The organism is Corynebacterium halotolerans, assembly GCF_050107895.1.
Lineage (GTDB): Bacteria > Actinomycetota > Actinomycetes > Mycobacteriales > Mycobacteriaceae > Corynebacterium > Corynebacterium halotolerans_B.
Map to the genome: position 1 here is coordinate 1 of NZ_JBNILW010000021.1, position 17,062 is coordinate 17,062.

Here is a 17,062-nt window from a genome sequence, read left to right on the forward strand (position 1 = left end):
GTTGGGGGTGTGCGTGGTCGCGGTAGGCGACTGCGTGCACCTCTTTTTGCGTGTCTGGGTGCGTTACAGAAGGTGACCCCGTTCCCCGGAAGTGAGACCCGGGGGCGGGGTTACAAGTGGTCGTGCCACAGCGGAGGGATTCACGGCGGTGGAGTCCCTACGACCGTTGACGGGGTCTCCGTCCTCCCGTCAGTAGCAGACCGCGCCCGCGGCAGCGGAATGGACCAGTTTGGCGTACTTGCCAAGGACACCGTGCAACCGGGGGTTCTCCGGCATGACCCACTCGGCGCGACGTTCAGCCAGTTCAGCTTCTGAGATGTCCACATCGATCGACCTGTCCGGGATGCTGACGCGAATGGGATCGCCGTCCCGGACGAAAGCGATGGGACCGCCGTCGACGGCTTCTGGTGCCACATGGCCGATGCAGAGGCCCGTTGAACCACCGGAGAAACGGCCGTCGGTGATGAGCAGGACGTCCTTACCGATCCCGGCACCCTTGATGGCGCCGGTGATGGCGAGCATCTCCCGCATTCCCGGTCCGCCCTTCGGCCCCTCATAGCGGATGATGACGACATCGCCCTTCTTGAGCTCACCATTGAGGACGGCATCCATGGCGGGCTGCTCGCGTTCAAAGACGCGGGCGGTGCCCTCGAAGACGTCGGCGTCGAAGCCGGCGGTCTTGACCACGGCCCCATCGGGAGCGAGTGATCCCCGAAGAATGGACAGTCCACCGTTGGCGTGGAGGGGGTTGTCCAGAGCCCGCAGGATTTTGCCGTCCGGATCCGGTGGGTTGATGCCCGCCAGGTTCTCCGCCACGGTCTTCCCGGTGACGGTCAGGCAGTCGCCGTTGAGAAGTCCTGCGTCGAGCAGCGCCCGCATCACCACCGGGATACCACCGATCTTGAACACGTCATTCATCACGTAATCGCCGAAGGGCTTGAGATTACCCAGGTGCGGGACCTTGTCGGAGACCCGGTTGAAGTCCTCGAGGGTCAGTTCCACCTCGGCTTCCTTCGCGATCGCCAGCAGGTGCAGCACCGCATTGGTGGAGCCACCGAGGGCCATCACCACGGCGACGGCGTTCAGCAGCGAATCGCGGGTGATGATGTCCCGGGCGGTGATGCCGCGTTCCAGGAGGTGGTAGACCGCTTTTCCGGACTGCCGGGCGTATTCGGTGCGGTTGCGGTGAATGGCCGGGGGCGCAGCGGAGCCGGGCAGCGAGATTCCCATGGCTTCGGCAGCGGATGCCATGGTGTTGGCCGTGTACATGCCACCGCAGGCCCCCTCACCGGGGCACACGGCACGTTCGATGGCGTCCACGTCATCCTCCGACATCGTGCCGGCCCGGCAGGCACCGACCGCTTCGAAGGCGTCGATGAGCGTGACCTCCTTCTCGGAGCCGTCCGCGAGTTGAGCGGTGCCCGGCATGGTGGAGCCGTTGTAGAGGAAGACGCTGGAGAGGTTCAACCTGGCGGCGGCCATGAGCATGCCGGGGATGGACTTGTCGCAACCGGCCAGCAGCACCGAGCCGTCGAGGCGTTCCGCGGACATCACGGTTTCCACGGAGTCGGTGATAACCTCCCGGGAAACCAGCGAGTAGTGCATTCCCTCGTGCCCCATCGAGATCCCGTCGGAGACGGAGATGGTGCCGAACTCCAGGGGGAAGCCACCGGCGGCGTGGACACCTTCCTTGGCGAACCCGGCGAGCTTCTTCAACGTCAGGTTGCAGGGAGTGATCTCGTTCCAGGAGGAAGCGACACCGATCTGGGGCTTGACCCAGTCATCGTCTCCGAGCCCGACCGCCCGGAGCATGCCGCGGGAAGCGGTGGCGTTGAGGCCGTCGGTGACGGCGCGGGAGCGGGGCTTGATGTCGGCATGGGAGGTGTCGTCGGGGACACCGGTGTCAGAAGTAGGTTGCTTGTCAGTCATGACGCCAGTCTAAGGCAGTGCCCGGGGCTGGGACACGGGGCGGGGATTCCTGGGGAGGCGCCAGGCAGTGTGAAGATCCGGGTAACCCCCGATGACCATGTCCACCCCCTGCGGTAACTTCCTAGAAGTAGTATTTCATCGTCAGTCAGGAGACTCTCCGTCATGCCAGAACCAGAGCAGCGCCCGGTCAGCCCCGGCGGGGCCGGCGACGCCGCCCCCGCCCCTGGTGCCTCCCACAATTCTTCCCGCGAGTCCGCCGCCCGTGCGGTGAACCTGCGCAAACAGTACGGCTCGGGGGACACCACCGTGACCGCGCTGAAGGATGTCAATGTCGATTTCGTGCGCAATGAGTTCACCGCCATCATGGGACCATCCGGGTCCGGCAAATCCACTCTGATGCACTGCATGGCCGGCCTGGATTCCGCTACCTCCGGCCAGGCCTTCATCGGGGACACCGATCTGTCCACGCTGCGGGACAAGGAGATGACGAACCTGCGCCGCGACCGCCTGGGTTTCATCTTCCAGTCCTTCAACCTGGTGCCCACGCTCACCGCCCAGGAAAACATCACGCTGCCCACCGATATCGCCGGCCGCAAGGTTGACGCCGGGTGGTTCGAGCAGATCACCTCGCGGCTCGGGCTCAGCCAGCGGCTGACCCACCGTCCCGCGGAGCTGTCGGGCGGCCAGCAGCAACGCGTGGCTTGCGCGCGTGCCCTGGTTTCCCGGCCGGAGATCATCTTCGGTGACGAGCCGACCGGCAACCTGGACTCGAACTCCTCTGCGGAGGTACTCGACATCCTGCGCACCGCCGTGGACCAGGACGGTCAGACGGTCGTCATTGTCACCCATGACGCCAAGGCGGCCTCTTATGCCGACCGCGTGATCTTCCTCGCCGACGGTGAGATCGTCAATGAGCTCCGCGATCCGGAGATCGATCAGATCCTGGCGACTATGGCCGGAATCGAGCGGGTCAACTGATGGCTGGGACATCCTCAACCATGTGGAAGGTCAGCCTCCGCAGCATTGGCGCCCACAAGCTCCGGCTGGCCCTGACCGTGGTCGCCGTCGTTCTCGGCACCGCGTTCATCTCCGGCGCCTTCATGTTCACCAATGCGCTGTCGAACGCCTTCAACAGCGCCGTCTCCTCCGCCTATGACGGGGTGGATGCGGTGGTCTCTCCTGATCCGGAGGCCGGGATCGCTGGTGTGCCCGTGGAGGTCCGTGATGCAGTGGCGGCGGATGAGAACGTGAACCTGGTCAACCTCGACGCCAGCACCTCGGTGGTGCTGGCCAATGAGGCCGGCGAGGCGATACAGACCGGCGGCGCACCGGCGAGCCTGCAGATCTGGTACCCCGCCGGGGAGTCGGTCGGCCAGGGCGGCGAGATCACCGAGGGCACCGCCCCGGCCGCGCCGGAAGAGGTCGCACTGAACGCCGGAGCAGCGTCGAAGTACGGTGTCTCGGTCGGCGATGAACTCATTGTGGTGGATCCGCAGCAGCGGATGACCGCGACCGTCAGCGGGATCTACGAGCACCCCCTCGACACCGGCGGGGCCGTCACCCTCTCGATGGCGGAACAGCCCTACCTGGACCGGTACACCGACGGGCTTTTTCTGCCGGATCTGACCGTGTCCGCCGCCGAAGGGGTGAGTGCTGAGCAACTGGTCGCTGATCTCGCCGCCGCTCATGACACGATGCTGGTCGAGTCCGGCGCGCAGCTGGCCGCCGAGGCCAGGGAGCAGATGGAACTGGCGCTGAGCTTCGTCAACTACTTCCTCATCGCCTTCGGTCTCGTCGCACTGTTGGTGGGCACCTTCCTGATCGCCAACACCTTCGCCATGATCGTGGCGCAGCGCACCAGGGAGTTCGCCCTGCTCCGGGCGCTCGGTGCGACGCGACAGCAGATCACCCGGTCCGTGGTGTTCGAGGCATTCGTCGTGGGGCTGCTCGGCTCGGTCCTCGGCGTACTCGCCGGCATGGGCCTGGTGGCCGTGATCAAGACGGTCCTGACCGCTCTGGACATGGGACTGCCGAACGCCGGTCTGGGGTTGAGCCCCAGTGCGGTGGTCGTCCCCGTGGTTCTCGGTGTCCTGGTCACCGTGGTGTCCGCCTGGATGCCCGCCCGTCGGGCCGGGGAGGTGCAGCCCGTCGAAGCGATGCGCACCACCGAATCCGCGGCGGGTTCACCCCTGCTGGTCCGCACCGTCCTTGGCCTGGTGCTGGTGGGCATCGGTGCCGCCGCAGCACTGGCCGGGGTGTTCCTGGAAGACTATTCCACGGGCAACCGGTCGAGCTTTGTCGGCGTGGGGGCGGTAGCGGTCATCGCCGGATTCTTCCTCGCCGGGCCGGCGCTGTCCCTCCCGGTGGTACCGGCGGTGGGCCGGGTGATCGGTCTGCCGTTCGGGGCCGTCGGCAAGCTGGCGGCCACCAACTCACGGCGCAATCCGCGCCGTACCTCCGCCACCGCCTTCGCGCTGACTCTGGGCATCGCTCTGGTCACCACCATCGGCATGCTCGGTGACACCATGAAGACCTCCATCTCGGACATCGTGGAGGAGGAGTATCACGCGGACTTCCTGCTTTCCGGTCCCACGAACGGAACGTTCCCGGTGCCGCAGGGTGCTCTCGACGCCGTGCGGGATACCCCGGGCGTGGGCGAGACCGTCACCGTCGGTATGTCCCCCATTTTCGTGGAGGGGCTGGGAACCTATGGCCCGGCCGGGGAGAGCCCGACCACCGTCATCGACGGCGATCCGACGGACATCATGAACGTCGCCGTGGTGGAGGGCAGCGTCGACCTGAGCGATCGGGACGGCGTGATAGTGGACACCGCCGTCGCGCAGATGCGCGACTGGAGTGTCGGCGATCTGGTCGCAGTCAACTCCCCGGCCTCTCCGGTTCCCCAGGAGATGGAGGTCCGGGGCATCTACGAGCCGAACTTCAACCTGGGGCGGTTGGCGGTGAGCCAGACCGCCACGGACGCGCTCGTCCCGGCCCAGATGCAGCAGCTGATGATGATCGGGCTGCTGGGGGACGGCAGCGTGGAAACCGAGGAACTCCGGGCGAATCTGGAGGAGGCTGTCAGCGAGTTCATCGTGGTCCAGGTGATGGATTCCGAGGAGATCACGGGTCAGGCGACCCAGATGATCGACCAGATGCTCAACATCCTCTACGCCCTGCTGGCGCTGGCTGTGATCATCGCGATCCTCGGCATCGTGAATACCCTGACCCTGAACGTGATTGAACGCCGCCAGGAGATCGGAATGCTCCGGGCGGTCGGCGGTCAGCGCCGCCAGGTGCGCATCATGATCACCCTGGAGGCCGTGCAGATCGCTGTGTTCGGTGCGGTCTCGGGCATCCTGATCGGGCTCTTCCTGGGCTGGAGTTTCCTCCGGGTGCTGTCTGAGGAGGGGCTCGGCAGTATCTCCGTGCCGCTGGGGAATCTGGTCTGGATGTTGGTGGGTTCGATGGTCGTCGGTGTCTTCGCCGCCATCTGGCCGGCGAACCGGGCCGCAAGGACCCCGCCGCTGGACGCCATCGCGGACGAGTAGCTCCGCCGCCGGTGAAACCACACCGCTCCCGCAGCCCCGTGCCTCCCCGGCGCAGTGCTGCGGGAGCTTTCGCTTGCCGACGCCGCGGTACCCCGGAGTACGCGGTGCTGCGGGCGTCGGACAGGTCACCGGTCGTGATGACGCCAGAACTCCACCAGCTGCGGATCAAGCTCCGCGCGCACTTCCATGGGGAGGGAGTGGGTGGCCTCCGGCCAGAATCTGGTCTCGGCATTCGGGAGTAGTGCGGTCATCCGGTCCACAGCACCGGGGCCGCCGGCCAGCGAGCCCGTGCCGGCGATGTCGATACGGACCGGCATGGTCAGGGAGCGCCACTGCTCATCGGAGAGTCTGCTCGGGGTCGGCATCGCGGTGACGTAGCCGCTGGCGGCGGCATCCACCATGCGAGTCATCGGTCCGCCTTCCCGCACGGCCTCGACCGTGCTGCCGCCGATCGCCGCCAATGCGCGGTCCTTCCAGGACTGCGGTACCGGAAGCAGGAGGAGTGAGGCCCAGAAGTAGGTGGACAGGGGCGGGGGTTCGATGACCATCACCGGCTCCAGGAGAGTCAGGGAGGCAACCTGGCCGGGGCGGCGCAGTGCGAACACTGCGGCAGTGGCACCGCCGAAGCTGTGGCCGACCACGTGCACACGGGGCATACCCAACTCCGTCAACAGCTGACTGATCCAGGTGGCCTGATCAACCGGGGAGTTCAGCGGAAGACGCTGACTGGACAAACCGGCGTCGCCGAAGGGGTCAGCGGCGATGACCGTGCGGTGTCCGATGAAGTCCGGCAGGTTTTCCGCCCACATGGGCGCCCCGGAGCTGTGGCCGGGAAGCAGGAGAACTGGTGGGGCAGGGTTGTCGGATTCCCAGAGCAACACGTGGGCGGAACCGTGACCGGTGTCGATGTGGCGGCTCGTCGGTGCCGGGAGAGCGCTGAGGAGCTCCCAATAGGCGTCCTCGTATTCTTCCTGCGCGACAACGGAGGACCAGTGCCCGACGGCGGGCGGCGGGAACAGCAGACTCCGCGTGCGATCTATGAGCAACGCCATCAGCAGGAGGCAGAGCAGGAGGACACCCAATTTCCGGAGACGCCCCCGGGCGGAGCCCCCGGAATTCTGGGCAGGGGAACTGGGGCCCGCGGCAGTGGTCGGGGCGGAAGAAAGTGGGGGAGGGGAAACAGATCGGGTGGACATGGGGGAGGATCCCGTCGGTGGACAATACAGTCGTATCGTAATGACAATACAACTGTATCGTATAATCGTGTCATGGTGAAGAGGGCAGTTGGATCAGAAGACCACCGGTCAGGGCAGGGGGGTTCGCGAGAGCAGATCTGCCAGGCGGTCTGGCAGGTGATGTACACCCGGGGCGTCGGGGCGGTCAGCGTGCGCTCAGTGGCTCGGGCTGCCGGGATGTCGCCTGGCCGGGTGCAACACCATTTTCCGGCCAAGCTGGAGCTGCTGCATGCCAGTCTGGAGTATCTGCTGGAGGCTGCTGCCGCAGTGCATGCGGCCGTCACCGTCCCCACTGACCCGGCCGGGGAGCTCTGGCATCTGCTCGTCCATGCGCTACCGCGCACTGAGCGGAGCCGGGTGGGAGTGGCCGTCTACTACTCGTATGTGGCCCTGGCGGTGACGGACCCGGTCATCGCTGGGCAGCTCGGCGCCGCACGTGCGAGCCTGCATCGGGAACTGACCCGTCTCATTGTCCAGCTGGTTCCGGAACTGGCCCAGCCCGGGGAACTGGCCCGGCGGCTGCAGGCCACGGCGGAAGGGCTGACGTTGGGGGTGTTCCTGGCGGACCTGACCTGGCAGCAGGCACAGGATGACCTGCAGTCGCAACTCCGGTCCGTCGGTCTGCCGGTCCCGGACTCAGCCGAGTAGCCCGCCCAGTTGCCACCCGAACCAGATCAGTCCCAGCCCGGCTCCCAGAGTGGCCGTCAAATAGCCGGCCAGCCGGTTCCACGAGCGCTCCCGTAGCAGCGAACCCAGCTCACCCGCCAGCGTGGACCAGGTGGACAACGCCCCGCAGAAACCGGTGCCCAGGGCCAACTGCCAGAGGGTCTCCCCAGGGGGCGCCTCACCGGTGCCCAGCCCGGAGCCGAGGATCAGTCCGAGCGCCAGGCACGCCGTCAGATTGGCCACCAGCGTGCCCGCCAGGCCGCCCGGCCGATGGCGTAGTAAGCCGCGCAGCAGACCGCCCGCAAACGCTCCGACACCGACGGCCAGCACAGCACCGAGCAGTGCTGCCACCCCTGCCCCGGCCATCAGGGCCGCTCCCCGCGGCGTCGCAAAGCGGAGCGGCGCAGCTGGTCACCGATCATCCAGGCGAGCACGCAACCGAGGACCGTGGCTACCGCATACCCCGCCGCCGTACCGGGCGAAGTGCGCGCCGTCAGTGCGGCGAAGGTGGAGAACGTGGTGAAACCGCCCAATACCCCGGCCCCCACAAAGGCGCCGGGCTGCAGTCGTCCCATCACGAGAGAGCCCACCAGGTTGATGCCCAGCACCGGCCAGAGTTCTTCCCCGAAAGCCAGTAGAAGTGCGAAACGGGCCAGCGCGCCGATGGCGGCGCCGGCCCCGATGCTCAGTGCTTCGCGGATCACATGCTCAGGTTACTGCCACACCATCTGCTGTTCCTCACGGAACCGGCGCACCTCTTCCTCGCTGGCGGTCAGCTTCGAGTCGAACTTCAGGTAGGCCCTGGTTTCCCGGGCGACGAACCCCGAGAGGATGAGCAGCCCGATCAGGTTAGGCAGAGCCATCAGGCCGTTGGCCAGGTCGGAGAAGTTCCACACCACGGTCAGCTCCGTGGTGGCTCCGATGAAGACCACGACGGTGAACAACAGACGGTAGGGCAGTGACCAGGCCCGCCCCAGCAGGGAGACCACGTTGCGCTCGCCGTAGTAGGACCAGCCCAGAATCGTGGAGAAGGCGAAGAACACCACCGACAGGGCCACGATGATCCCGCCCCAGTCGCCCGGCAGGCCCTGGCTGAAGGCCACGGCGGTCATGCCGCCGGCGCGGTCCTCGCCCAGGTCCCAGGCCCCCGTGGTGACGATGACCAGACCGGTGATGGAGACGACGATGATGGTGTCGATGAACGTCTGGGTCATGGAGACCAGGCCCTGACGCACCGGGTGGGTGGTCTTGGCCGCGGCGGCCGCGATGGCGGCGGAACCCATGCCGGACTCGTTGGAGAAGATACCGCGGGCCACACCGAACTGCATCGCGATCAGGATGCCCGAGCCCACGAAACCACCGGTGGCGGCGGTGCCGGTGAAAGCGTCGGTGAACACCAGGGCGAGCGCCGCCGGGATGTCACCGGCGTTGATGGCCAGCACCACGATGCCGGCGGTGACGTAGATGATGATCATCAGCGGAACGAAGGCGGAGGTGACCCGGCCGATCGCCTGGATACCACCCAGCAGCACCGCGCCGATGCCGACGAAGAGCACCGCACCGGTGAGCATCGGGCTGATGCCGAAGGTGGTGTCCAGCCCGCTCGAGACTGCGTTGGACTGGGTCATGTTGCCGATGCCGAAGGAGGCGATGATGGCGAAGATCGTGAACGCGAAGGCCAGGACCTTGCCCACCGGCCCCTTGATGCCGCGCTTGAGGTACTCCTGGGGGCCGCCGACCTGCTCGCCCTTCTCGTCGGTGGTGCGGAAACGGACACCCAGGTAGGCCTCCGTGTACTTCGAGGCCATGCCCAGCAGCCCGGTGAGCCAGATCCAGAACAGTGCACCGGGGCCGCCGATGCTCAACGCCGTGGCCACGCCGACGATATTGCCCACGCCGACGGTGGCCGCCAGGGCGGTGGTCAGGGCCTGATAGTTGGAGATGTCACCCTTGGTGCTCTCACCTTCCGCCCCATCGATGAAGGCGTGTCGCATGGCGCGGCCCAGGGTGCGGAACTGGAGGAAGCCGAGCCGGATGGTCAGATAGAGGCCGGTTCCCAGCAGCAGCGGAATGAGGAGCCAGGGGCCCCAGACAACCCCTGACAGGGTGCCGAAGAAATCCGAGAGTGCGTCCATGAAAGACACCTTTCGACAGATTGAGTTTCTCTGTGTGGCAACGGGAAGAAGCGGGTGCTCATCACCCCGGTGGCTGTGTTCCGGGGAATGCACTCAGGTAAGCATAACTGTCAGCTGCCTCACACGTGGTTCTTTTCGGGAGCTTATCGACGCCCTCGTGCGCTGGTCCGGCGCCGTGCCCCACCCGGGCCCGGGGCAGCGGGGAAGGCCGCATGGGTGCACCCCTTATCCGGAGCGCCTGCGGAAACGTCCGGGCAGGGGAAAGATGGGGACGGTAAACACCACCAAAGGTCAGACAAGGAGCACCACCCCATGGCCCATGAACGTGCCGGGCAACCAGCCCGTCCCGAGGATCTCATCGATATCGCGGAGCTGGTCACCGCCTACTTCACCCGCACCCCGGATGTCGAGAACCCCGATCAGCAGGTCTCCTTCGGCACCTCCGGGCACCGTGGTTCCGCTCTCGACAACGCCTTCAACGAGCACCACATCCTGGCCACCACGCAGGCGATCGTCGATCACCGCCGGCGGCAGGGGATCGGTGGACCGGTCTACATCGGCCGGGACACCCACGCGCTCTCGGAGCCGGCGATGATCTCCGCGCTTGAGGTGCTGCTGGCCAACGGAGTCGAGGTGTTCGTGGACGCCGCCGGCCGTTACACCCCGACCCCGGCCGTCTCCCACGCGATCCTGACCCACAACACCGGCCTGGGCTGGGGCACCCACGGGGGCCCGATCAGGCACGCGGACGGCATCGTCATCACCCCCTCGCACAACCCGCCCCGCGACGGCGGTTTCAAGTACAACCCGCCCAGCGGCGGCCCGGCGGACACCGGTGCCACCGACTGGATCGCGGACCGCGCCAACGAGTTGCTCCGGGGCGGACTGCAGGAGGTCAGTCGCACCTCTGTCACGGGTGTACTGGATGAACGTGCCCGACGCCACGACTTCCTGGGCAACTACGTCGCGGACCTGCCGAACGTGGTCGATATCGAGGCCATCCGCAACTCCGGCCTGTCCATCGGCGCGGACCCGATGGGTGGGGCTTCCGTGGACTACTGGGCGGCGATCGCGGACACCCACAAGCTGAACCTCACCGTGGTCAACCCGCTGGTGGACGCCACCTTCCGGTTCATGACACTGGACACCGACGGCCAGATCCGGATGGACTGCTCCTCCCCGAACTCCATGGCCTCCCTGGTGGCCAACCGCGAGCGCTACGACATCGCCACCGGCAACGACGCCGACGCTGACCGCCACGGCATCGTCACCCCGGATCACGGACTGATGAACCCCAACCACTACCTCGCGGTGGCCATCGACTACCTCTTCGCCAACCGTCCCGGCTGGGGCGCCCGTACCGCCGTGGGCAAGACCCTGGTCTCCTCCTCCATGATCGATCGTGTGGTGGCCAAACTCGGCCGCACCTTGAACGAGGTGCCGGTGGGCTTCAAGTGGTTCGTGGACGGCCTGCAGTCCGGAACCATCGGCTTCGGCGGGGAGGAGTCCGCCGGCGCCTCCTTCCTCCGCCACAACGGCCAGGTCTGGTCCACGGATAAGGACGGCCTGATCCTGAACCTGCTCGCCGCCGAGATCACCGCCGTGACCGGCAAGACCCCCTCGCAGCGTTACGCTGAACTCGCCGGGGAATTCGGCGCCCCGGCCTATGCGCGTACCGACGCCCCGGCCAACCGCGAGCAGAAGGCCATTCTCAAGCAGCTCTCCCCGGAGCAGGTCAGCGCGACCGAGCTCGCCGGGGAGGCGATCACCGCCAAACTCACGCGCGCGCCGGGCAATGACGCCCCGATCGGCGGCCTGAAGGTGACCACTGAAAACGCCTGGTTCGCCGCCCGCCCCTCCGGCACGGAGGACAAGTACAAGATCTACGCGGAATCCTTCCGTGGGCAAGATCACCTCCGTGAAGTTCAGCGGGAGGCCCAGGCCGTGGTGTCCCAGGTGTTGGGGGAGTAGCGGCGGATCTCCATCCGCATCGCCGCAGGTGCCGCTCCGTTGTGGAGACCCGGGCAGGGTGCAACTGCTGCCTGGTGGGCACATGGAAGAATCGGCGGCGGGAGAGACGGGTGGCTGGTATGACCGCCGGCCAAGCATTGTTGCTGTGTCTGCCTGCAGCTTGATCGGATAAGGTCTTAAAGGAACTTTCGACCGCAGGGAGTGAGTGCGGCCGGACAGGGGCGGGGAGTCGAACCGCGCTCTCCGCCGTGGAACCGAGATACAAAGGTGCACAGTGAGCAACAAAATTAAGTCGCCCAACGACAGGGGCAACGGATTCATCTGGGCGTTGGTGGCCATTCTGGTCATCGCCGTCATCATCGTCGCCTACATCGTCTACTCGAGTCAGGGGGCGAAGACCGAGTGGGTCGCCGATCGCGAGTTCGAGGACGTCCAGCTGGAGGCCACCCGAGACGGCAGTGTGGTGACCCTGCGGTCCGAGAACGCCACCGCCGACACCCCGGAAGCCGACCTCTACGAGGACTACAGCTGCCCGCACTGCTCGGAGCTGGCCATCGCCACCGATGACCAGATGCGCGACGCCGTCGAAGCCGGTGACCTCGTGGTCAACCTCCACACGCTGCACTTCATGGACAACCAGAACACCAGCGGTCACTCCCACAGCGCGCTGGCCGCAGCCCTGGCCACGGTCGAGCAGGGCGACTCCGACCTGTTCTGGAACTACCGGGCCCTGCTGCTGGAGGAGCAGGAGCAGATCGCCAACCAGTGGAACAACGAGGACTTCGCCAATGCCGCCGCCGAGATGGGCGCTTCTGACGCCGTGGTGGAGGCCATCAACAATGATGAATTCCGCGAGGACGCCACCGCGTTGGGCGATGACAATGCCGCCATGCTTGAGGAGCAGACGGGCTCCGTGTCCTCTCCGCGCGTCCTGCAGGACGGCCAGGACATCGCCGAGAATGACATCTTCAACTGGATTCCGGTGGCCATCCAGGGCTGATCCCGGTCCTCTCCGTCGCTTCCGACAGGCCGTCGGCCAGAACCCCGGCTCCGCCGCAACTGATTGCTGTGGCGGAGCCGGGGCGGTGCGGAGCGAGAGGGGCGGAGGACGATCGTTCTACCAGCCGATTTGGTTCCTTCGAGGGGCTCCATGTACATTTACATAAGTCGCTTGAGGGGCTATGGCGCAGCTGGTAGCGCACCACACTGGCAGTGTGGGGGTCATGGGTTCGAATCCCATTAGCTCCACTCCGAATCGCTCGTCATGAGTGAGTCGGCTCAATTGAATATGCGACACGGGGCTATGGCGCAGCTGGTAGCGCACCACACTGGCAGTGTGGGGGTCATGGGTTCGAATCCCATTAGCTCCACTTTTCTGACAAGGTCTGAATCCTGCAACCTGATGGTTGTGGGGATTCGGGCCTTGTTCTTGTGTTCTCCCGGGTGGGTAAGACAAGACGGCCCGGCAGAACTCCCGTTGGCCGTGCGTTCCGTGAGGTCTGACCCGGCCTTCTCTAAGACGCACATCCGTACCGGAGCATCTCCCGGCAAGGGGTGGGAAGACCATCGCAGAATCCAGCTCGTTGGCGGGGGATCATCGGCTTCTGCCTGGCTACGCTGAGCGCGGAACCGCGCGATTCTACCGCCTCAGCCCTCGCCGACACCGCGGAGTGGGATATGCCTCTCAACAGGCTGAACTCCGGACACGGGTCGGAATTGGTGGGACAATGAGGGCATGAGCAACACAGACCGAACAATTCAGGTTCTCAACCGGGAAGAATGCCTGGAGAGACTCCGGAGCGAGCAACTCGGGCGTATCGTCGTTCGACGCACTGACGACATGGATATCTTTCCCGTCAACTATGTGGTGGACGAGGAAGGCCGGGTGTACCTGCGCACGGCGGAGGGCAACAAGCTGTTCAGCATCAACCTCAATGCCGATGTTCTTTTCGAGGCGGACGATGTCCGGGAGGGGCATGCCTGGTCAGTGGTCATCAAGGGACACGCGGAGATTCTGCGGGACCTGAAGGACATCCACCATGCGGACACTCTACCGTTGCGGCCCTGGGCACCGACGCTGAAGTACAACTATGTGCGGATCACCCCGGCGGAGATCTCCGGACGGGCCTTTGAAATCGGGGAAGAACCGGAGCGGTACTGAAGTAGCTGGCGAAGTCCCCGGCATCGGCTTGGTTCCGGAGCGCAACGGGTGATGGTGGAGTATCGATGTGAACGCAGCCGAACTGCCTGCCCCCGAAGCTACACTGAAACCATGACTGCGACATTCATCAAGCGCCCCGATCAGGATGGTGCCGCCGAAGCGGAGGCGGCCGGACTGCGCTGGTTGCGGGAAGCCAGCGATGCGGTGGTGGAGGTCCACGACGTCACTCCGCACGCTCTGTCCATCACCCGGGTAGACACGGTCCACCCCACCGCCGCAGCCGCCCGCCAGGCGGGACGGGAACTCGCGCGGATCCATGACGCCGGCGCCCCGGCCTTCGGGAGCCCGCCCTCCGGCTGGGACGGTCCGAACTTCATCGGTACCCAACGCCAGGAATGCACCCCGACGGCCGACTGGGCCACCTTCTACACGGAACAGCGGGTCTTGCCGTTCGCCCGGGCGGCGCACCTGCGGGGCAACCTCGATGCCCCCGGTCTGCAGCTGGTGGAGCGTGCCTCGGCGTCGATAGGCGGTACCCCGGCGGAGGTGTGGGGCACCACTCCGGCACGCATCCACGGCGACCTGTGGACCGGAAACCTGTTGTTCAGCGCAGGGGGACCGGTCTTCATTGATCCGGCCGCCCATGGCGGGCACCGGGAGACTGACCTGGCGATGTTGGCGTTATTCGGCGCACCCCACCTCGAGGAGATCCGGGCCGGCTATCAGGAGATCGCCCAGCTGCCGGAGGGGTGGCTGGAATACACGCCGGTGCACCAGTTGCATCCTCTCGCTGTGCATGCGCTGACCCACGGCCCAAGCTACGGACACGCGCTCGTCGAAACCGCCCGGGCCACTCTTGACCTTCTGCGCTAGAACGGGACTAAGCTCGGGCCCACCTGAACCCGAGCAGATTGCGAGGAATTGACATGGCCAAGAAGCGGGAAGACCCGGGCCCCAGCGTCAAGGATGATGAACTCTACGAGGGGCTGCGCGAGGACGGGGCCAGCAAGCAGAAGGCCGCCCGCATCGCGAATGCCGCAGCCAACACCTCCCGCGAGGAGGTGGGGCGCAAGGGTGGCAAGGCCGGCTCCTATGACGATTGGACCGCCGAGGAACTGCAGGATCGGGCCCGTGAGCTCGACATCGGTGGGCGGTCGAAGATGAACAAGGACGAGCTCATCGACGCTCTGCGCAACAGCTAGACGCGCCACCAGCCGTCGGCTGGGCCGGGCGGCAGATGCCGCTTGTGCTGGCCGATGTGCCAGAGGTGCTCGATCCGCTCCCGCGCGGATTCGGGCACCTCACGTCCTTCCAGGTAATCATCGATGTGCTGGTAGCTCACCCCCAGCGCAGTCTCGTCCGGAAGGGCAGGCCGATCATCCTCCAGATCTGCGGTGGGGACCTTCTCCCAGGTTGCCGCAGGCGCATCCAGGTGCTGCAGGAGCGCCGCCCCCTGGCGCTTGTTCAACCCCATCAGTGGAACGACGTCGGCGGCACCGTCACCGAACTTCGTGAAGAAAGCGGTCAGATTCTCCGCCGCATGGTCGGTGCCGAGCACCAGCAGACCCTTCTCTCCGGCGAGGGCGTACTGGGCTATCATCCGCTGCCGGGCCTTGACATTGCCGCGGTTGAAGTCGCCGAGGCTTTCCTGGTGCAGAGCACCGGCCAGCTGAGAATCGATGGCGCTGGTCGCTTCCTTGATGTTTACGGTGATCTCCTGGTCCGGGGCGATGAAATCCAGGGCCATGCGGGCATCGTCCTCATCTGATTGCTCGCCGTGGGGTAACCGCATCGCCCAGAAGGCGGCGTCGTGGCCGGCCGCCCGGCGCTCCTCCACCGCGAGTTGGGCGAGCCGCCCGGCCAATGTGGAATCCTGGCCCCCGGAGATGCCCAGCACATAGCCGCCGGCTCCGGTGGTGGCCAGATAGTCGACCAGGAAACCGACCCGATCCTTCAGTTCCGCTTCCAGATCGATCCGGGGTCTCGCATGCAACGTGGTGATGATCTCTTGCTGTATGGGGCCAGGGGTGAAAGACATATCCCGATCCTAGTTGAGGTGGCGGACCTGCTATCGGGAAGAAGATGCCGGTGCTTCAGGCGGGGGTTCCCCGGAGGCGGAAAGGGGCCCGGTGTTTTGGAGGAACGGGCCGGTCTAGGGTAAGATTCCTCCTCGTGTCATGGCTGGTGTATCCGTCGCGTCAATCCTCACGGACTGGCCGGTCGGAATCGCAGGCCAATGAAAGTTCATCCAGTCGCAGAATTTACTTCGCGCATACAGAAAGGAGCGCCCGATGAAGGTTCGCAAGTCGCTTCGGTCGCTGAAGAACAAGCCGGGCGCCCAGGTTGTGCGCCGTCACGGCAAGGTTTTCGTGATCAACAAGAAGGAGCCGCGTTTCAAGGCTCGCCAGGGCTAAGGCCTCGGTCGCCGTTTTCACGGTTCGGCCATCCACACCGCCAAGCGGTGTGGATGGCTTTTTTAGTGCCGTCAGCCCTGAGGATTAAGTGATGGTGCTGGGTAGTGTTCAGCGCTGGCGGGCGTAAACACGACAGTGGCTCCCGGTGGGGCGGGGGAGAGGCGGTCGGCACGTTGCGGAATGGTCGGTACTCCGCCTTCTGTGCGCCACCTGCCGAGGTTTGCCCCAGCCGTGGCACCGCCTCCACTGGGTGCTGTGGAACGCCCCAGGGGACGTGTCAGGCCTTTCAGGGGCCTTCCGTAGCGAGGGGGCGGCACGACGCTGGCGGGCACCCACCCCGAAATTTCTGCAGCAGCGCGCAAGGTGTGAGGGATGTGCCCCGGTGTGCGCCGAGGGACAATTATAACAATTCCATAAAGGGGTTTGGCGCGTCCTGCGGAAATGTCAACGATGTCATTTCCCGTCCGTCCGGGCCGTGAGGGGGAGGGGCTAGATGTAGTCCCCGGAGCGCTTCCATCCTGGGAATTCCATCCTTGTAACTACTATATATAGTGCTATTTGCGGCTTTCTGGCACAAAGTATAGTGTCGGTTGGTGTCACCGAGAGATCGGCAAGAACTAGCTTAAGGGGCCACCTCGCAGGCGGATCACACGCTTCGATGGTAACGGCACTACACGGAGGACGAGGAAGAAATCATGGCAATTACTCTCTACACCAAGCCTGCTTGCATGCAGTGCAACGCCACCAAGAAGGCGCTGGACCGCGCCGGCCTCGAGTACACCTCCGTGGACATCAGCCTGGATGATGAGGCACGCGACTACGTGATGGCGCTGGGGTACCTCCAGGCTCCGGTCGTCGAGGTCAACGGCGAACACTGGTCGGGTTTCCGTCCGGAGCGCATCCGCGGGCTGGCTGCCCAGGCCGCCTAGATCCCGCAGCATCTCCAGGTTCCCGCCCTCCCCGGCGGAGCCCCGGTCGCCGCAGCGAAGCCACAGCACCT

The 17,062-nt window shown here is 65.6% G+C and carries 16 protein-coding genes and 2 tRNA genes; 12 read left to right on the plus strand and 6 right to left on the minus strand.

The genetic code is table 11. The features are described from left to right. Nucleotides 1-189 precede the first annotated feature (189 nt). Nucleotides 190-1,929, minus strand: coding sequence for a dihydroxy-acid dehydratase (ilvD, locus tag ACQCVD_RS14550; protein ID WP_426824504.1), 1,740 nt, complete (start codon nucleotides 1,927-1,929; stop codon nucleotides 190-192). A 162-nt stretch (nucleotides 1,930-2,091) separates the two neighbouring features. Here ilvD and ACQCVD_RS14555 point away from each other — a divergent pair, with 162 nt between their 5' ends. Beyond that, nucleotides 2,092-2,907, plus strand: a complete 816-nt coding sequence (locus ACQCVD_RS14555) for an ABC transporter ATP-binding protein (protein ID WP_426824505.1) — start codon at nucleotides 2,092-2,094, stop codon at nucleotides 2,905-2,907. Further along, nucleotides 2,907-5,480, plus strand: a complete 2,574-nt coding sequence (locus ACQCVD_RS14560; protein ID WP_426824506.1) for an ABC transporter permease — start codon at nucleotides 2,907-2,909, stop codon at nucleotides 5,478-5,480. The genes ACQCVD_RS14555 and ACQCVD_RS14560 overlap by 1 nt, the downstream gene beginning before the upstream one ends. Nucleotides 5,481-5,605: 125 nt before the next feature. Here ACQCVD_RS14560 and ACQCVD_RS14565 read toward each other — a convergent pair whose 3' ends face one another. Further along, nucleotides 5,606-6,532 (minus strand): alpha/beta fold hydrolase, encoded by a 927-nt coding sequence (locus ACQCVD_RS14565; RefSeq protein WP_426824507.1) that lies wholly within the window; start codon nucleotides 6,530-6,532, stop codon nucleotides 5,606-5,608. A 303-nt stretch (nucleotides 6,533-6,835) separates the two neighbouring features. Here ACQCVD_RS14565 and ACQCVD_RS14570 point away from each other — a divergent pair, with 303 nt between their 5' ends. Continuing rightward, nucleotides 6,836-7,363, plus strand: coding sequence for a TetR/AcrR family transcriptional regulator (locus tag ACQCVD_RS14570; protein ID WP_426824526.1), 528 nt, complete (start codon nucleotides 6,836-6,838; stop codon nucleotides 7,361-7,363). Here ACQCVD_RS14570 and ACQCVD_RS14575 read toward each other — a convergent pair. The 3 genes from ACQCVD_RS14575 to ACQCVD_RS14585 are packed head-to-tail and all read right to left on the minus strand — an operon-like array spanning nucleotide 7,352 to nucleotide 9,516. Beyond that, nucleotides 7,352-7,747 carry a fluoride efflux transporter FluC gene (locus ACQCVD_RS14575; protein WP_426824508.1) on the minus strand — a complete coding sequence of 132 codons (396 nt, stop codon included), beginning with the start codon at nucleotides 7,745-7,747 and terminating at the stop codon, nucleotides 7,352-7,354. The genes ACQCVD_RS14570 and ACQCVD_RS14575 overlap by 12 nt on opposite strands. Further along, nucleotides 7,747-8,085, minus strand: coding sequence for a fluoride efflux transporter family protein (locus ACQCVD_RS14580; protein WP_426824509.1), 339 nt, complete (start codon nucleotides 8,083-8,085; stop codon nucleotides 7,747-7,749). The genes ACQCVD_RS14575 and ACQCVD_RS14580 overlap by 1 nt, the downstream gene beginning before the upstream one ends. Nucleotides 8,086-8,094: 9 nt before the next feature. Then, nucleotides 8,095-9,516, minus strand: a complete 1,422-nt coding sequence (locus tag ACQCVD_RS14585) for an alanine/glycine:cation symporter family protein (protein WP_426824510.1) — start codon at nucleotides 9,514-9,516, stop codon at nucleotides 8,095-8,097. A 312-nt stretch (nucleotides 9,517-9,828) separates the two neighbouring features. Between ACQCVD_RS14585 and pgm the strand changes: the two genes are divergently transcribed. From pgm to ACQCVD_RS14620, 7 genes are all read left to right on the plus strand, one after another. Further along, nucleotides 9,829-11,487, plus strand: a complete 1,659-nt coding sequence (gene pgm, locus ACQCVD_RS14590) for a phosphoglucomutase (alpha-D-glucose-1,6-bisphosphate-dependent) (protein WP_426824511.1) — start codon at nucleotides 9,829-9,831, stop codon at nucleotides 11,485-11,487. 274 nt (nucleotides 11,488-11,761) lie between these two features. Beyond that, the gene (locus tag ACQCVD_RS14595) at nucleotides 11,762-12,487 is read left to right on the plus strand and encodes a DsbA family protein (protein WP_426824512.1); all 726 of its coding nucleotides are present in this window, start codon (nucleotides 11,762-11,764) and stop codon (nucleotides 12,485-12,487) included. Nucleotides 12,488-12,662: 175 nt separating this feature from the next. Continuing rightward, a tRNA-Ala gene (locus ACQCVD_RS14600) sits at nucleotides 12,663-12,735 on the plus strand. A gap of 49 nt (nucleotides 12,736-12,784) precedes the next feature. Continuing rightward, nucleotides 12,785-12,857 (plus strand) — tRNA-Ala (locus ACQCVD_RS14605). A 365-nt stretch (nucleotides 12,858-13,222) separates the two neighbouring features. After that, the gene (locus tag ACQCVD_RS14610) at nucleotides 13,223-13,648 is read left to right on the plus strand and encodes a pyridoxamine 5'-phosphate oxidase family protein (protein ID WP_426824513.1); all 426 of its coding nucleotides are present in this window, start codon (nucleotides 13,223-13,225) and stop codon (nucleotides 13,646-13,648) included. A 111-nt stretch (nucleotides 13,649-13,759) separates the two neighbouring features. Next, complete coding sequence (locus ACQCVD_RS14615) at nucleotides 13,760-14,521, plus strand: fructosamine kinase family protein (protein ID WP_426824514.1); 762 nt, start codon at nucleotides 13,760-13,762, stop codon at nucleotides 14,519-14,521. A 53-nt stretch (nucleotides 14,522-14,574) separates the two neighbouring features. Further along, complete coding sequence (locus tag ACQCVD_RS14620; protein ID WP_426824515.1) at nucleotides 14,575-14,850, plus strand: DUF7218 family protein; 276 nt, start codon at nucleotides 14,575-14,577, stop codon at nucleotides 14,848-14,850. Here ACQCVD_RS14620 and nadE read toward each other — a convergent pair. Then, nucleotides 14,847-15,686 carry an ammonia-dependent NAD(+) synthetase gene (gene nadE, locus ACQCVD_RS14625; protein WP_426824516.1) on the minus strand — a complete coding sequence of 280 codons (840 nt, stop codon included), beginning with the start codon at nucleotides 15,684-15,686 and terminating at the stop codon, nucleotides 14,847-14,849. The two genes, ACQCVD_RS14620 and nadE, sit on opposite strands and share 4 nt — an antisense overlap. 253 nt (nucleotides 15,687-15,939) lie before the next feature. On the opposite strand from nadE, the gene ykgO reads away from it, so the two are divergent. Together ykgO and nrdH are read left to right on the plus strand one after the other, a co-directional pair. Continuing rightward, the gene (gene ykgO / locus ACQCVD_RS14630) at nucleotides 15,940-16,062 is read left to right on the plus strand and encodes a type B 50S ribosomal protein L36 (RefSeq protein WP_018341343.1); all 123 of its coding nucleotides are present in this window, start codon (nucleotides 15,940-15,942) and stop codon (nucleotides 16,060-16,062) included. A 695-nt stretch (nucleotides 16,063-16,757) separates the two neighbouring features. Beyond that, nucleotides 16,758-16,991 (plus strand): glutaredoxin-like protein NrdH, encoded by a 234-nt coding sequence (gene nrdH, locus ACQCVD_RS14635; RefSeq protein WP_426824517.1) that lies wholly within the window; start codon nucleotides 16,758-16,760, stop codon nucleotides 16,989-16,991. The last annotated feature ends 71 nt before the right edge of the window (nucleotides 16,992-17,062 follow it).

Coding starts and splice junctions, on each gene's coding strand:
- ilvD (WP_426824504.1), bottom strand. CDS start 1,929: ATGACTGACAAGCAACCTACTTCTGACACCGGTGTCCCCGACGACACC.
- ACQCVD_RS14555 (WP_426824505.1), top strand. CDS start 2,092: ATGCCAGAACCAGAGCAGCGCCCGGTCAGCCCCGGCGGGGCCGGCGAC.
- ACQCVD_RS14560 (WP_426824506.1), top strand. CDS start 2,907: ATGGCTGGGACATCCTCAACCATGTGGAAGGTCAGCCTCCGCAGCATT.
- ACQCVD_RS14565 (WP_426824507.1), bottom strand. CDS start 6,532: ATGGCGTTGCTCATAGATCGCACGCGGAGTCTGCTGTTCCCGCCGCCC.
- ACQCVD_RS14570 (WP_426824526.1), top strand. CDS start 6,836: ATGTACACCCGGGGCGTCGGGGCGGTCAGCGTGCGCTCAGTGGCTCGG.
- ACQCVD_RS14575 (WP_426824508.1), bottom strand. CDS start 7,747: ATGGCCGGGGCAGGGGTGGCAGCACTGCTCGGTGCTGTGCTGGCCGTC.
- ACQCVD_RS14585 (WP_426824510.1), bottom strand. CDS start 9,516: ATGGACGCACTCTCGGATTTCTTCGGCACCCTGTCAGGGGTTGTCTGG.
- pgm (WP_426824511.1), top strand. CDS start 9,829: ATGGCCCATGAACGTGCCGGGCAACCAGCCCGTCCCGAGGATCTCATC.
- ACQCVD_RS14610 (WP_426824513.1), top strand. CDS start 13,223: ATGAGCAACACAGACCGAACAATTCAGGTTCTCAACCGGGAAGAATGC.
- ACQCVD_RS14615 (WP_426824514.1), top strand. CDS start 13,760: ATGACTGCGACATTCATCAAGCGCCCCGATCAGGATGGTGCCGCCGAA.
- ACQCVD_RS14620 (WP_426824515.1), top strand. CDS start 14,575: ATGGCCAAGAAGCGGGAAGACCCGGGCCCCAGCGTCAAGGATGATGAA.
- nadE (WP_426824516.1), bottom strand. CDS start 15,686: ATGTCTTTCACCCCTGGCCCCATACAGCAAGAGATCATCACCACGTTG.
- ykgO (WP_018341343.1), top strand. CDS start 15,940: ATGAAGGTTCGCAAGTCGCTTCGGTCGCTGAAGAACAAGCCGGGCGCC.
- nrdH (WP_426824517.1), top strand. CDS start 16,758: ATGGCAATTACTCTCTACACCAAGCCTGCTTGCATGCAGTGCAACGCC.